16 protein-coding genes are annotated in these 14,066 nt (G+C 67.1%); 6 read left to right on the forward strand and 10 right to left on the reverse strand.

Going from position 1 to position 14,066, the window contains the following annotated elements:
* Positions 1-36 precede the first annotated feature (36 nt).
* The 3 genes from rsgA to ABZ827_RS23840 form a co-directional block, all read right to left on the reverse strand.
* Entirely contained in the window at positions 37-1,038 is a 1,002-nt protein-coding gene (rsgA, locus tag ABZ827_RS23830; protein WP_357240712.1) for a ribosome small subunit-dependent GTPase A, read from the reverse strand.
* Entirely contained in the window at positions 1,035-2,345 is a 1,311-nt protein-coding gene (gene aroA, locus ABZ827_RS23835) for a 3-phosphoshikimate 1-carboxyvinyltransferase (protein ID WP_357240715.1), read from the reverse strand. Before aroA ends, rsgA begins: the two co-directional genes overlap by 4 nt.
* Before the next feature lie 79 nt (positions 2,346-2,424).
* Complete coding sequence (locus ABZ827_RS23840) at positions 2,425-3,930, reverse strand: aldehyde dehydrogenase family protein (RefSeq protein WP_357240516.1); 1,506 nt, start codon at positions 3,928-3,930, stop codon at positions 2,425-2,427.
* A gap of 184 nt (positions 3,931-4,114) precedes the next feature.
* On the opposite strand from ABZ827_RS23840, the gene ABZ827_RS23845 reads away from it, so the two are divergent.
* Positions 4,115-4,981: an SOS response-associated peptidase gene (locus ABZ827_RS23845; RefSeq protein ID WP_357240519.1), complete on the forward strand. Its 867-nt coding sequence runs from the start codon at positions 4,115-4,117 to the stop codon at positions 4,979-4,981.
* A 51-nt stretch (positions 4,982-5,032) separates the two neighbouring features.
* Here ABZ827_RS23845 and ABZ827_RS23850 read toward each other — a convergent pair whose 3' ends face one another.
* Together ABZ827_RS23850 and ABZ827_RS23855 are read right to left on the reverse strand one after the other, a co-directional pair.
* Positions 5,033-5,338, reverse strand: coding sequence for a hypothetical protein (locus tag ABZ827_RS23850; protein WP_357240522.1), 306 nt, complete (start codon positions 5,336-5,338; stop codon positions 5,033-5,035).
* Positions 5,339-5,442: 104 nt separating this feature from the next.
* Complete coding sequence (locus ABZ827_RS23855) at positions 5,443-5,934, reverse strand: aminoacyl-tRNA deacylase (protein ID WP_357240525.1); 492 nt, start codon at positions 5,932-5,934, stop codon at positions 5,443-5,445.
* Between the two features lie 293 nt (positions 5,935-6,227).
* Here ABZ827_RS23855 and ABZ827_RS23860 point away from each other — a divergent pair, with 293 nt between their 5' ends.
* The 4 genes from ABZ827_RS23860 (at position 6,228) to ABZ827_RS23875 (ending at position 9,298) form a co-directional block, all read left to right on the forward strand.
* Positions 6,228-6,896 (forward strand): sigma-70 family RNA polymerase sigma factor, encoded by a 669-nt coding sequence (locus tag ABZ827_RS23860; protein ID WP_357240718.1) that lies wholly within the window; start codon positions 6,228-6,230, stop codon positions 6,894-6,896.
* A 20-nt stretch (positions 6,897-6,916) separates the two neighbouring features.
* Positions 6,917-7,171, forward strand: coding sequence for a mycothiol system anti-sigma-R factor (gene rsrA, locus ABZ827_RS23865; RefSeq protein ID WP_357240721.1), 255 nt, complete (start codon positions 6,917-6,919; stop codon positions 7,169-7,171).
* 305 nt (positions 7,172-7,476) lie between these two features.
* Positions 7,477-7,692 (forward strand): biotin/lipoyl-binding carrier protein, encoded by a 216-nt coding sequence (locus ABZ827_RS23870; RefSeq protein WP_357240528.1) that lies wholly within the window; start codon positions 7,477-7,479, stop codon positions 7,690-7,692.
* A gap of 91 nt (positions 7,693-7,783) precedes the next feature.
* Entirely contained in the window at positions 7,784-9,298 is a 1,515-nt protein-coding gene (locus ABZ827_RS23875; RefSeq protein WP_357240531.1) for a histidine kinase N-terminal domain-containing protein, read from the forward strand.
* A 223-nt stretch (positions 9,299-9,521) separates the two neighbouring features.
* Here ABZ827_RS23875 and ABZ827_RS23880 read toward each other — a convergent pair whose 3' ends face one another.
* Complete coding sequence (locus ABZ827_RS23880; RefSeq protein WP_357240534.1) at positions 9,522-9,776, reverse strand: WhiB family transcriptional regulator; 255 nt, start codon at positions 9,774-9,776, stop codon at positions 9,522-9,524.
* Positions 9,777-10,028: 252 nt separating this feature from the next.
* The gene (locus ABZ827_RS23885) at positions 10,029-10,976 is read right to left on the reverse strand and encodes a diacylglycerol kinase family protein (RefSeq protein ID WP_357240537.1); all 948 of its coding nucleotides are present in this window, start codon (positions 10,974-10,976) and stop codon (positions 10,029-10,031) included.
* Positions 10,977-11,848: 872 nt separating this feature from the next.
* Here ABZ827_RS23885 and ABZ827_RS23890 point away from each other — a divergent pair.
* Entirely contained in the window at positions 11,849-12,268 is a 420-nt protein-coding gene (locus tag ABZ827_RS23890; RefSeq protein ID WP_357240540.1) for a hypothetical protein, read from the forward strand.
* A gap of 30 nt (positions 12,269-12,298) precedes the next feature.
* Here ABZ827_RS23890 and ABZ827_RS23895 read toward each other — a convergent pair whose 3' ends face one another.
* From ABZ827_RS23895 to ABZ827_RS23905, 3 genes are all read right to left on the reverse strand, one after another.
* The gene (locus ABZ827_RS23895; protein WP_357240543.1) at positions 12,299-12,805 is read right to left on the reverse strand and encodes a GNAT family N-acetyltransferase; all 507 of its coding nucleotides are present in this window, start codon (positions 12,803-12,805) and stop codon (positions 12,299-12,301) included.
* A 67-nt stretch (positions 12,806-12,872) separates the two neighbouring features.
* Positions 12,873-13,472, reverse strand: a complete 600-nt coding sequence (locus tag ABZ827_RS23900) for an acid phosphatase (RefSeq protein WP_357240546.1) — start codon at positions 13,470-13,472, stop codon at positions 12,873-12,875.
* Between the two features lie 66 nt (positions 13,473-13,538).
* Positions 13,539-14,045 (reverse strand): nitroreductase/quinone reductase family protein, encoded by a 507-nt coding sequence (locus tag ABZ827_RS23905; RefSeq protein WP_357240549.1) that lies wholly within the window; start codon positions 14,043-14,045, stop codon positions 13,539-13,541.
* Positions 14,046-14,066: the final 21 nt, after the last annotated feature.

Below are 14,066 nucleotides of genomic sequence, written 5' to 3' on the forward strand. Positions count from 1 at the left end.
GGAGCGAATACCACGGCCGAACCGGCGGCCGGCAGCTCACCACTGTTCGTTGGAATTCAACGCGACCAGCAGGCGCCGGATCGCGCTGACCCGCTCCGCCCTGTCCGCCAGATCGTCGAGTGCGCATTCCGGATCGGCCGGGGGGCCCAGATGTGTGCACCCGCGTGGGCAATCCTCGATGGCTCCGGCCAGATCGGTGAAAGCGGCGATCACATCGTCGGGTGTGATGTGGGCGAGGCCGAAGGAGCGGATGCCGGGAGTATCGATGACCCAGCCCCCGCCCGGTAGCGCCAGCGCGACCGATTGGGTGGAGGTGTGCTTGCCCTTGCCCACCCCTGATACTTCGCCCACCGCCCGCTCGGCCGCGGGAACCAATCGGTTCACCAGGGTGGACTTCCCGACACCCGAATGACCCAGGAAGCAGGTCAACCGGCCGCCGAGCAGTTCCAGCGCGGGATCGAGGGGGTCGTCGACCCCGGCGTAGACAATGGTCAGGTCGAGACCGTCGAAGGCGGCGGCGAACTCCGAATCCCCGGCCAGATCGTGTTTCGTCAGGCACAGCACCGGGACCAGGCCACCGGCATAGGCGGCCACCATCGCCCGCTCGACGAAACCGGTACGCGGCGGCGGATCGGCCAGCGCCACCACGATGAACAACTGTTCGGCATTTCCGACGACCACTCGTTCGAACGGGTCGGTGTCGTCGGCGGTGCGGCGCAGAACGGTGCTCCGCTCGGCGACGCGGACGATCCGCGCGAGGGTATCCGGCCGGCCGGAGAGATCGCCGACGATATCCACCTGATCGCCCACCACGATGGGCGTGCGGCCCAGCTCCCGGGCCCGCATCGCGATCAGCGGTCGCGCCGGATCGCCGTCGAGAACGCAACCCCAGCGGCCGCGGTCCACCGACACCACCATCGCGGGCTGGGCGTCCCGGTGCTGCGGGCGGGTTTTGGTCCGCGGTCGTGAACTCCGCCCCGGACGCACCCGCACATCGGATTCGTCGTACGAGGCGGTGGTGCGGCCGCGCCGGCTCAGTGAGCCGCTCCCGGTGCGGCCGCGTCCGGGTCGAGCATCGCTTCCCACAGGGCGACGAAATCGGGCAGGGTTTTCGCGGTGGTACCGATATCCTCGATCTCCACTCCGGGCACGGCGAGGCCGAGAATGGCTCCGGCCGTGGCCATCCGGTGGTCGGCGTAGGAGTGCCAGCGGCCACCGGTCAGCGGGGCGGGGGTGATCGCCAGACCGTCCTCGGTTTCCGAGACCTGCCCGCCGAGCCGGTTGATCTCGGTGGACAGGGCGGCGAGCCGATCGGTCTCGTGGCCGCGCAGATGCGCGATACCGCGCAACCGCGATTCCGAATCCGCGAGTGCCGCCAGCGCCGCGACGGTGGGCGTCAGTTCGCCCACATCGTGCAGATCGATATCGATACCCGCCAGCCGATCGGGGCCGGTCACGGTGAGCGCGCCGTCGTAGAAACCGGCTTCGGCGCCCATCCGCACCAGGATTTCCCGGATGACGTCACCGGCCTGGGTCGTCAGGCGCGGCCAGTGCGGGATGCTCACGGTGCCACCGGTGACCGCCGCTGCCGCCAGGAACGGGGTGGCATTGGACAGATCCGGCTCGACGGTCCAGTCGACGGCGCGAATCGAACCCGGTGCGACCGTCCAGACCTGTTCGGCGCGGGGATCGGCCGGCGCCTCCACCGTGACCTCCGCGCGGCGCAGCATTTCCACCGTCATCTGGATATGGGGCATCGAGGGCAGCGCGCTCCCGGAATGGCGGACCACCACGCCCTCGTCGAAACGCGCGCCCGACAGCAGTAGACCCGATACGAACTGCGACGATCCGGACGCATCGATGGTGACGGTGCCGCCGCGCAACGATCCGGTACCGCCCACGGTGAACGGCAGCGCGTCACCGTCGATCGACGCGCCGAGGCCGCGCAGGGCCTCGAGGATGGTGTGCAGCGGACGGACGCGGGCGGCGATATCGCCGTCGAACGAGCTGTCGCCCGCCGCGAGCGTGGCCACGGGCGGGACGAACCGCATCACCGTACCGGCCAGCCCGCAGTCGATCGCGCCGCCGCGGAGCGGGCCGGGGGTGACGGCGAGGGTATCGGCGTCACCGATGATCTGGGTGCCCAGGGCACGCAGCGCGGCGATCATCAGACCGGTATCGCGACTGCGCAGCGCCCCGGTGATGGTCGAGGGACCGTCGGCGAGCGCGGCCAGGACCAGCGCTCTGTTCGTTATCGATTTGGATCCGGGCAGGGTGACGGTCGCCTGCACGGGGGCGTCGACATGGGGCGCTGGCCAGAAACTCACTCGACCATCTTGGCGCATCGGGGTGACATGCGTGCCGGTGGTGCTCCCGAGTGTGTCGCCGAGCACCACCGGCCGCCTGCTCATCTGTGGCCGGCGATCACTTGTTGCGACCGTGCAGCATCGGCACCATCTTGCGCAGCATCTTCATATTCGCCTGGGTGCGGCGGTAACTCATGAGCGCCATACCGGGGATCGCGAAGCGCTGCACCGCGATCGAATGCGGTCGCGCGAACTCCCGCAGGCCCGGTTCGCCGTGGATACGCCCGATCCCGGAATCGGCACTGCCGCCGAACGGCAGGCCGGGGATGGCGGCGAAGCCGAGTACCGAGTTCACCGAGGTCGCGCCGACCTTCAGGCGCCGGGCGATCTCGAGCCCGCGGTTCTTCGAGTACACGGCCGAGGCCAGGCCGAAGGTGGTGTTGTTGGCCAGGTCGATCGCCTCGTCGATACTGCTCACCGTGGTGACGGTGACGGTCGGGCCGAAGGTTTCCTCCTTGACGGCGGCGGAGTCCTCGTCGACATCGACGAGGACGACCGGGTCGATGTAGGGGCCCTTGACCGATTCCGGGCCACCCAGCAGGGCTTTGCCGCCGCTGGCGATGGCCGCCTCGATATGCCGCTTGACGATATCGATCTGGCTCGGCATGGTCATCGGCCCGTAGCTGGCGCCGGCCTCCGAGCCGGGTTTCACATCCTTCAGGATGCGGGTCAACTCGGACAGGAACTCTTCACGGACCGATTTGTCGACGTAGACCCGCTCGACACCCGCGCAGGTCTGGCCGCTGTTGGACGTTGCTCCCCAGGCGACGGCATCGGCGGCGGCCTTCACATCGGCGTCGTCGGCCACGATGACCGGGTCCTTACCGCCGCATTCCAGGAGCACCGGGGTCAGCTTCTCGGCGGCCGAGGCCATGATCTTGCGACCGGTGGCGGCCGAGCCGGTGAACGCGACCTTGTCCACGCCCGACTTCACCAGGGCGGCGCCGGTGGCACCGAAACCGTTGATGGCCAGGAAAACGCCCTCGGGCAGTTCCGGGTTGGCCTCGGAGAACGCCTCGGCGACGAAATTGCCGATACCGGTGGAGAATTCGGACGGCTTGAATACAACAGTGTTCCCGGCCGCGAGCGCATAGGCGATGGAACCGTTCGGCGTGTACACCGGATAGTTCCACGGACCGATCACGCCGATTACGCCCAGTGGCCGGTACTCGATCCGGGCCGAGAAGTTCGCCATCGTCGCACCCGAGGGGATTTTCTTCGGGGACAGCGTCTTCTTGGCGTGTTTGGCCGCCCAGGAGATATGTTCGAGCGCCAGCATCAGCTCGAGGAAGGCGTCATCGAGCGGTTTGCCGTTCTCGGCGTGGATGAGTTCGCAGAATTCGTCGGATTTGGCGACGAGCTTGCTCGCCCAGCGCAGCAGGGCTTTCTTGCGCCCGTCGAAGCCGAGGTCTTCCCAGACGGGAGCGGCGGCGCGGGCCTTGGCCACGGCGTCCGCGACGGCTTTTTCGTCGGCGATCGGATAGGTGGCCAGCGTCGCGCCGGTGGCCGGATCGACCGAGGTGAGCACCGACGCTTTCTCGGTGGCGTTTTCTGTGGTTGTCACAGGATCTCCTCTGCGGAAGTAGGGCGGTAGCTGCGCGCGCGAACGGGCAGCCTGTGACCACCTCGTCCCCGTTGAGAGAATGTTAGGACATAACTCTCAACACGTCACCCAGTACTAGCCCCTATTGTCGTCCTCCCGGACGGAATTGTCGCGATCTGTCGGTATCCGGTGCGACCATCGACGTATGTGCGGACGATATGCGACGACGACCAACCCTGGTCGTCTCGCCGCGGAGCTGGACGCCCTCGACGAAACCGAACCCGCCACCGATTCGGGTATTCGCGCGGGCAGTTCCTCCGCGAACGAATCGAGCACGGCCGAATCCTGGCCCGGTGAGCCGGGCCGGCGGCCGTGGGAGAACTACAACGTCGCCCCTACGACGCAGATCCTCACCGTGGTGGACCGGCACGAACACGGACACTCCGGCGACACCCCGCGCCGGCGTATCCGGCGGATGCGCTGGGGGCTCATCCCGCACTGGACCAAAGCCGCCGAGCCGGGTGTTCCGGTCAAAGGGAAGCCCCTGTTCAACGCCCGGGCCGATAAGGCGGTGGGTCTGCCGTCGTTCCGGGACGCCGTGAAATACCGCCGCTGCCTGGTCCCCATGGACGGCTGGTACGAATGGCTGGTCGAACCCGACCCGGCGGGCCCGGGGCGGGGTAAGAACCCCAAGGTGATCAAACACCCGTACTTCATGGCGCCGGCGGACGGTTCGCGGCTCTACATGGCCGGCCTGTGGTCGGTGTGGCGCGACCGCTCCCTCGAAGCGGCCCAGCCCCTGCTGTCCTGCACCATCCTCACCACAGACGCGATCGGTGACCTCACCCGGATACACGACCGGATGCCCCTGCCCATGCCACGCGAACACTGGGCAGCGTGGCTGGATCCCGACCACCCGGCGCCCGGGGAGTTACTGGAACCGCCGAGCGAAGCCCTGGTCGCGCAGATCACGGCGCGTCCGGTGTCGACGCTGGTGAACAGTGTCAAGAACAACGGCCCGGAATTGCTGGCCCCGGCCGACGGCACCGCCGAACAGGCGACGCTGCTGTGAGACCGGGCGCGTTCCGGGGCAGTTCGATACTGCCCCGGAACGCGGCCGGTATCAGCTGCCGAGCGGGCAGCTGACGGCCTCCGTCGCGATACTCAGGCCGCATTTGAGCAGGTCGGCACTGAGATCGATGGCCTCGGAGACGATGCCGCCGCCTGCCTTCTCGGCACGTTCGGCGGGCCCCTTCTCCGGTGTGTCCTCGGTGGCGCCGTCCTCGCCCCCGAGCGGGTACTGGCCGCTCGGGGCGGCGAGCGCGACCGGCGTCGCGAGCGGAGTTGTCAACAGGGCGGGGGCGACGGTCAGCGCCGCGGCCGCGGATACAGCGAAGAACACAGTGCGCAGCGGTTTGCGCGGGGACATATCGCATCACATCCTCGGGTCGGTCCATCGGTCGCTCTCAGTAACGCATACGAGACCCCGTGACCTGGTTAATTACCGCCCGGCGCGCGGAGAGTCGTTCGCGATCAGGCAGTGACTGCGGCGGTGACGGCGCCGGTCAGCCGCACGAGGTCGCCCGGAGCCAGTTCGATCTCCAGGCCGCGGCGGCCCGCACTGCACAGCACGGTCTCCCACCCCAGCGCCGAGATATCGAGAACGGTCGGATGCCGCCGCCGCTGCCCCAGCGGGGAAATACCGCCGAGCACGTATCCGGTACCGCGTTCGGCCTTCGCTCGATCGGCCATGCTCGCTTTGGGGACACCGAGAGCCGCGGCCGCCGCCTTCAAGGACAAGGTGTCGGGAACCGGTAGCACGGCCACCGCCAGCGAGCCGGTGGACAGTTCGAGTACCAGCGTTTTGAAGATCTGCCGCGGTTCCACCCCGAGCCGTCCGGCCAGAACGTCCACGGCTTCACTGCCGTAGGAGTCGCTGCGCGGGTCGTGATCGTAACTGTGCACGGTATGCCCGGCCCCGTCCGCGACCAGTGCCCGGACCGCCGGTGTGGCGCCTGCTGCCATGCCCGGGGAGCTTACCGGCGACCGGGTCGGATCGGCTTTGCCATGGTCGGGGAACACTTTGCGGGGGCGGCGGGTTGTACGCGGCAGATACAGCACATCGGGCGGGCCGGTACCGGCCACCGATGTGGAAACCCCACTAGAGCGAAGGAGCGACGGTGCCCGTTCTTGTCGAACCACGCCCGATTACGCACGATCCGGGCCCGGCGCGCACGCGGTTCTTCTCCGACTTCACACTCCCGGTAGATTTGGCTGGTGAACCAATCGAAGGGACACGTGTGACGAGCGAGGACGACGTGGCGACCGGAACCGGCGCCGACGAGCGGCCTGCCGAGCAGCCGGAGACCGGCGCGGAACTGGACCGGAGGTTCGAGCGGGACGCCCTACCCATGCTGGACCAGCTCTACGGTGCCGCACTGCGGATGACGCGCAATCCGGCCGACGCCGAGGACCTGGTTCAGGAGACCTACGTCAAGGCCTACGCGGGTTTCAAATCCTTCAAAGAAGGCACCAACCTGCGTGCCTGGCTGTACCGGATCCTCACCAACACCTACATCAACTCCTATCGCAAGAAACAGCGCCAGCCCGCGCAGTACCCGACCGACGAGATCACCGACTGGCAACTCGCCGCCACCGCCGAACACAGCTCGACGGGCCTGCGCTCGGCCGAGGTGGAGGCGCTGGACGCGCTCCCGGACGACGACATCAAGGCCGCGCTGGTACAGCTGCCCGACGAATTCCGGATGGCGGTGTACTACGCCGACGTCGAAGGTTTCCCGTACAAGGAAATCGCCGACATCATGGGCACACCTATCGGTACGGTGATGTCCCGGCTGCACCGCGGCCGGAAACAGCTGAAGGGTTTGCTCGCCGATGTGGCGCGGGAACGTGGCTTCAACCGCACCGCATCCGAGTCCGGGAACGCCGATACCGCCGCCGCGGTGCGCCAGGAGGTCAAGCAGTGAGCACGGAGCATGACCCCGATATGGAGCTCGACTGCACGGCCGTTCTGGCCGATGTCTGGTTGATGCTCGACGGTGAATGTGACGACCGCACCCGCGAGCGGCTACAGCACCATATGGACCACTGCGCCCCCTGCATCGAGGCGTACGGCATCGAAGAGAAGATCAAGGGCATGCTGAGCCGCAAATGCGGCGGCGACAAGGCCCCGGATTCGCTGCGCGAACGTCTGATGGTGGAGATCCGCACTCGCTCGGCGAAGGTCACCACCGAGGAGTGAGCTCCCGGACCGCGACGAACACGAACGCCCGCACTCTCGCAGAGTGCGGGCGTTCGGTCTGTTCCGAGCCTGGTGCCGGGTGGCTCAGGCGTTGGGACGTTTGCCGTGATTGGCGGCGTTGCCCTTACGGCTGCGCTTCTTGCGGCCACGCTTACCCATGGGTAGCTCCCTCCTGGGGACGTTTCCCGCGACTGCGGGGAGTAGATATTGATCCCGGCCATTGTTCCACGTGTGATTGGCTGTACCGACGGCGGTACAGCGGGCCGCGGGACCCGGTGCCGGAACGAACCTACTGAAGAGGTGTCATGGCGGAAGAAGTGCGGGCGGAAATGGTGTCCACGGTGCTCACCGTCGAGGTCGAGGTCGGCGAACAGGTTGTGACGGACCAGACGCTGGTACTGCTGGAATCGATGAAAATGGAGATCCCGGTGATCGCCGAGAGCGCCGGCGCGGTCGCGTCCATCGCCGTCAAGCCCGGCCAGGTCCTCCAGCAGGGCGACCTCATCGCTGTTATCGACTAAAGCCTGCGCGCCGCGGCAATGCTCGGCCAGCCCGGGCCGAAACCCCATGCGCCGGAGGCGCGCCAAAAAACACTGTGCTTAGCTCGGTCTCATGTCCACACTGAGCGATCTGCTGGCCGAACACACCGATCTGCCCGGGGTGGCGGTGGATCATCTGCAGCGAGTGGTCGGTGACTGGCAGTTGCTCGCCGACCTGTCGTTCGCCGATCTGCTGCTGTGGGTCGGGGCGGGGCCGATCGGGGCCGGTGCCGATATCGTTTGTGTCGCGCAGTGCCGGCCGACCACCTCGCCGACCGCCCATCTCGAAGATCTGGTCGGGACAGTGGCTCGGCGTGCCGATCATTCACAGGTTTTCGACGCGCTGACCAGTGGCGAGATCGTGCGCACCGATAGCGAGGGCGAGGCTGCCGGTGTCTACCACCCTTACCCCGTACAGGCCATCCGTGAGGCGATACCGGTGCGTTGCGGGGACGATGTGATCGCGGTGCTGAGCCGTGATACCGACCGGCAGCGGGCGCGGGTGCGCAGCGGTCTGGAGATCGCCTATATCGCCTGTGCCGATGATCTGTGCCAGATGATCGCCGACGGAACCTTCCCGACCACGGAGGATCGTGCGGCGACGCATTCCAGTCCCCGTGCCGGTGACGGATTCATCCGGCTGGACACCGAAGGGATCGTCACCTATGCCAGCCCGAACGCGCTGTCCGCGTATCACCGGATGGGCCTACAGGCCGATCTGGCGGGACAGGATCTGGCCACCACCACGCGGTCGCTGATCACCGACCCCTTCGACGCCCAGGAGGTGGTGGGCGATATCCAAGCCGCGCTCGCGGGTCGCACCGGGCGGCGGATGGAAGTGGAGGCGCGCGGCGCGACGGTGCTGTTGCGCACGCTGGTACTGCGGCCGCACGGCGAGCTGGCGGGGGCGGCGGTCCTGGTGCGGGATGTCACCGAGGTCAAACGGCGCGACCGGGCGCTGCTCAGCAAGGATGCCACCATCCGCGAGATACACCATCGCGTGAAGAACAACCTGCAGACCGTCGCGGCGCTACTGCGATTGCAGGCGCGGCGCACCGAGAACGAGGAGGCGCGGGTGGCACTCACCGAATCGGTGCGCCGGGTGACCTCGATCGCCTCGGTGCACGAGATGCTGTCCATGTCGGTGGACGAGGAAGTCGATCTGGACGAGGTCGTCGACCGGTTGCTGCCGATCATGGCCGATGTGGCCACCGTGCACACCGCGCGGATCACCGTGCGCCGAGCGGGTTCCCTCGGTGTTTTCTCCGCGGAACGGGCCACGCCGCTGGTAATGGTGCTGACCGAACTGGTCCAGAACGCCATCGAGCACGCTTTCGACGGCGGTCAGAACGGGACGGTCACCATTCGCGCGGAGCGCTCCGCCCGCTGGCTGGACGTGATAATCAGCGACGACGGCCGCGGACTGCCTGCCGGGTTCAGTCTGGAATCGTCGGACAGTCTCGGGTTGCAGATCGTGCGCACTCTGGTGACCGCGGAATTGGGCGGTTCGATCGGATTGCATCCCGGTGCCGATATCGGGACGGATGCGGTACTGCGGGTGCCACTGGGACGTCGGGCGGCACGCTGATACCTGACGGAAACTCGCCGGTTTCAATTATGCATAGTCATGATCGGCTGTGGTCGAAAACACCGGAGATATTTTTTCGGGCGGTAGTCCGGTAAATCACCGGATAATCCCGCACCGGCTCCTGAAAAACTTCGGCCCGGCACCAGATTTACTGGTGCCGGGCAATCAGCGACTCCCCGGACCCGGGCTGGGGAAAGGGTCCGGTCGTCGCTTCCCCGCGTTCTCAGACAGCCGTACGAGTGCGGGTGCGCGCATTGCGGCGCTTGAGCGCGCGCCGCTCGTCTTCGCTCATACCGCCCCATACACCGGCATCCTGCCCGGAGCCCAGGGCCCAGGACAGGCAGTCGGCGGTAACGGGGCAGCGGGCGCAGACCAGCTTGGCATCGGCAATCTGCGCGAGCGCAGGACCACTGTTGCCCACCGGGAAAAACAGCTCAGGGTCCTCATCGCGACAGATGGCCTTATGGCGCCAGTCCATTCCTTCTGCTCCTTTGTAGGGCGCCACAGGGCGCCGATCGGTTGCTGGATCGTTCACTTGTGCGAACTGAATGTTTCCGCACGGTTGCTTGTGAATGCTTTCACGAACACCGTAGATGTCAATAGGTATCCGATGCACCGTGGGGAAGCTCACGCACTGAAGGCCCCACTAGGAGACCTGCCGCAGTCCTTTTTACTCGCCTACGCCGGTTTCCGCAGCACAAACGGGATCTATTTCCCGGATACGCCACTTTCACACCGGTCGCGGGGCAACCACGTCCAGGACGTCCGGCACAGCGGTGAAATCCACCACGTCGCGCCTGCCGATGAAGTCACCGTCGATTTGCAGGCCGATCGGCTCGGCACTCGTGATGCGCACCGACGGAACATCGTCGTCACGAAACAGCTTCCGCGACTTCGGCTCGGAGTGTGGCGACAACAACTGCGTCGCCAGGCGCAGTGTAGGCAGTAACGCCATAGTTCGCACGGCGAACACTCCGAGACCGGATTCGAATGTGGTACCCGGATTGGTACGTACCGGTGTCGCGTTCAGATAAGTCCACGGACTCGTATTGGTGACGAATGCGTAATGAACTCCGGAAACGGCATCGCGTCCGGGAACATGCACCGTGATTTCCGGTTGGGCCCGTTTGGTGCGGAAGAACTGGGCCACCGTAGTGCGCACATAGCGGGCGGGAGTCGCGGACCGGCCCTTGGCGCGACTGGCGTCGATCGCGGCACATACGTCGGCATCGAGCCCGACACCGGCGCTGAAACAGAACCACCGATCATCGGTGATACCGAGCCCGATCCGGCGATCACCGTCGCCGGCCTTCAGCAGATCGATCAACTGGTTCGTCGCCGCGACCGGGTCGGGTTCGATATCGAGCGACCGTGCGAAAACATTGGCCGAACCACCGGGAATGATGCCGAGCCTGGGCCGCCACGCCTGCCCGTCGTCGACCTGGGGGAGCGGAACGAAACCGTTGATCGTCTCGTTCACGGTTCCGTCGCCCCCGTGCACCACGATGAGATCCATCTCGTTGGTCGCCGCCCACTGCGCCAGCTCGGCGGCATGACCACGATGCTGGGTGTGCGCAACGGTCAACTGGGTCCGGCTCTCCAGCGCATGCGCGAGCAGATCCCGGGTAGCCGCCGTGGTAGAGGTCGCATTCGGATTCACGATCAACAACGTCCGCACGTTGGTAGCTTAAGCTGTGTTTTTGGCGGGCTGGTCGGGGAAGGTGGGGAGCGGGCCTGTTCGGGAAGGTTCTGTGTTTTTTGGCGCCGCCTGCGGCGTCGCGGGGTTCGGGGCCCCCTTGGTCTCGTTCTTCACTCCCGGCGCTCAGTCGCTGCGCTCCTTCGCTCTGGTCGCTCCAGAACGAGACGGGCCCCGAACCACCAACGCTGACCGGCCGCATGCGGGAAACGGGGGTGAGGATCGGATGCGGGCCGACTGGCGGTAGGGGGATCAAACGCGCCTGGCGGCGACGGCGGCAACGGGGTGGGGTCGGATGCGGACGGGCCGGCGGTAGGTGAAACAAACGCGCCCGGGGCGGCGGGGAAACGGGGGTGGGGTCGCATGCGGACAGGGGCTGGCGGTAGGGGGATCGAAACGCGTCTGCGGCGACGGCGGCAACGGGGGGCGGATGCGGACGGACTGGCGGTAGGGGAGTCGAACGCGCCCAAGGGCGGCGGAGAATTTGGTTGGTTGGGGGGCGGAGGGTGTGGGAGCGGATTTGCGGGGTAGGGGTCGCTGTCCGCGGTTGGGGGATGGGTGGTTTGGTGTCGTCTGTGGGGCCGGGGCCCGGGCTGTTCTGGGCGGGGCGGTTCGGTCGGTCCGCGAGTATCTCGGAGATCGGGTGAGATTCGGAAAATATATCTGCGCCTTGATGTTTCGTGGGTGTGAGCGTGGATGGGGTCATGGTTTGCAAGGGGGAGTGGTGGAGATCTGCCGGGTTGTCCGGAGGGGCTCGGTGACCGGACGGTCCGAGGTGTGACGTAAAGAACTGGCGTGGGCGGTTGGACCGCGCGCGTCGGTGTACCGGGGAACCGGCAACCTAAGCTGGGCGGGTGGTCGAGCGAAAAGACGTCGGTGGTGTGCCCGGGACCGTTCGCGGTGCGGGTGGGTTGGTGGCGCTGGAAGGCGCGGTCGCGGTGACCGTGGCGGCTGTGCTGGTGGTGCGGGCGTTGCTGGGGCACGAGGAAGACGCGATCAGCGGTTACGGCACGGCCATGTGGTTCGGGATTCTCGGTGGGGCGGTGCTCGCGTCAGGGATCGGCCTGCTGCTCGGGCAGCGCTGGGGGCGGGCGATCGCGGTGATCACGCAGTTGTTGCTGCTGCCGGTGGTGTGGTCGCTGTTGTTCGGCTCGGATCAGCCGTTGTTCGGGACCGTGCTCGGCGTGGTGGCGCTCGGTGCGCTGGGCCTGTTGTTCGCTCCGGCAACCTCGCGCTGGGCAGCGCAGGAATACGGGTCTGTCGGCGAGGAATGAGCTGGAAATGCGCGTTTCCGGATCGTTCGCTCACCGCTCCGGGGTCGCGGTGGCGGCGAGTTCGCTCAGCGCCGGCCCGGTGAGGCGGTAACCCACCCAGTCGTCCTGGACCTGGGCACCCAGGGATTCGTAGAAACCGATGGAGGGTGTGTTCCAGGTGAGGACCGACCAGCTGACCCGGCTGTAGCCGCGGGTATCGGCTTCTCGCGCGAGCGCGGCCAGGAGCGCACGGCCGAGTCCGGTGCCGCGGGCCGCCGGTGTGACGTAGAGGTCCTCCAGGTAGATGCCGTGAACGCCGTCCCATGTGGAGAAGTTCAGGAACCAGATCGCGCACCCGGCGATCCGGTCCTCCAATAGGGCTACGTGGGCGAACAGAGCCGGCGCGGGGCCGAACAGGGCGGTATGGAGCTGGTCGGGGGTGAGGGTGCACTCGTGTCGTGCGTTCTCGTATTCGGCCAGGTCGTAGACCAGGCCGACCAGCGCGGGCACATCGCCGGGTTCGGCACGGCGAACGACGGGGCTCGATGTCACGGACACAGGAAACTCCTCGGTGCGGGTCGGCCCGCGGACCGTCGGTATCGGGTGGGCCACTGTTCCGGCGTTCTCATTCGGTGGGCGGACGTAAATTGTGCGCCCACAGCGTGGGTTCGCTGTGTTCATAGCCCAGGACGCTGACTGCGGCCGTCGCCAGCGCGAAGCGGCGGCCTTCACGGACCTCGAAGCCCAGCCAGCGCGCGATCAGGGCGCGAGAGAAATGCCCGTGGCCGACGAGAACCACATCGCGAGCTCCCAGCGCGTTCCGCGCGCCGTCCAGTATGCGATCGGCACGGGCGCGGATCTCGTCGGCGGATTCACCGCCCGGTACGGCCGCGGTCCAGATGGTCCACTCGGGGTCGTCGGTGCGGATCTCCGGGGTGGTGCGGCCCTCGTACTCGCCGTAATCCCATTCGGCGAGGTCCGGCTCGACCTGTGCGTTGTTCAGCCCGGCCAGTTCCGCGGTACGCCGGGCACGGGCCCGGGGGCTGGCCAGGATCAGCGGATCGCGCAGCCCCAGCCCGGCGACGACCCTTCCGGCCGCCGCGGCCTGGCGCTCACCGGCCGTGGTGAGCGGTAGGTCGGTGCGTCCGGTGTGCTTGTGCTGAACCGACCAGCTGGTCTCGCCGTGGCGTAGCAGTACTACACGGGCATCCTCGGAGCCGGGCATACGCACCATGATGCCCGGCTCCGTTCGCGGCCGGTCGAGGTGGGGCCGCGGTGCCCGCTCGCCCGGTCAGTTCGAAGGCGCCAGGGTCAGCACCACCAGGGGTATGGGGTGCTCGGTGGTGGCCTGGAAATCGGCCAGCAACGGGTTGTTCGCGAGTACCCAGGCCGCGAACTCGTCGTAGGCGGCGCCGGTGAGGACTCGCGCCACGGCGTGGTAGACGTGATCGCCGAGTTCCACGATCACCGCGGGATCCGCCCGCACATTGTGATACCAGGAGGGATAGCCGCCGTCGACGAGCGAACTGACGTAGAGGATATCGTCGCGGTAGAGCGCGCCCAGCGGAACCACATGGCGTTTACCGGATTTCGCCCCGGTGGTGGTGAGCAGCAGCAGTGTCGCCCCGGCGTAGTCACCGCCGACCCGTCCGCCGTTCGCCCGGAATTCGCGGATGACCTCCGTATTCCAGACCGCCGGATCCTGTTCGGTGAACCGGTTCCACGGTGCGTCGGGATCGTCGTAACGGGAGTACTGGGCCGCGGGGGCCGAATCGGTGGGCCGGGCTGCTTCTGTCATACCGGCCAGTGTGCCCGCGGG

The organism is Nocardia sp. NPDC019395 (genome assembly GCF_040632335.1).
Taxonomy (GTDB): domain Bacteria; phylum Actinomycetota; class Actinomycetes; order Mycobacteriales; family Mycobacteriaceae; genus Nocardia.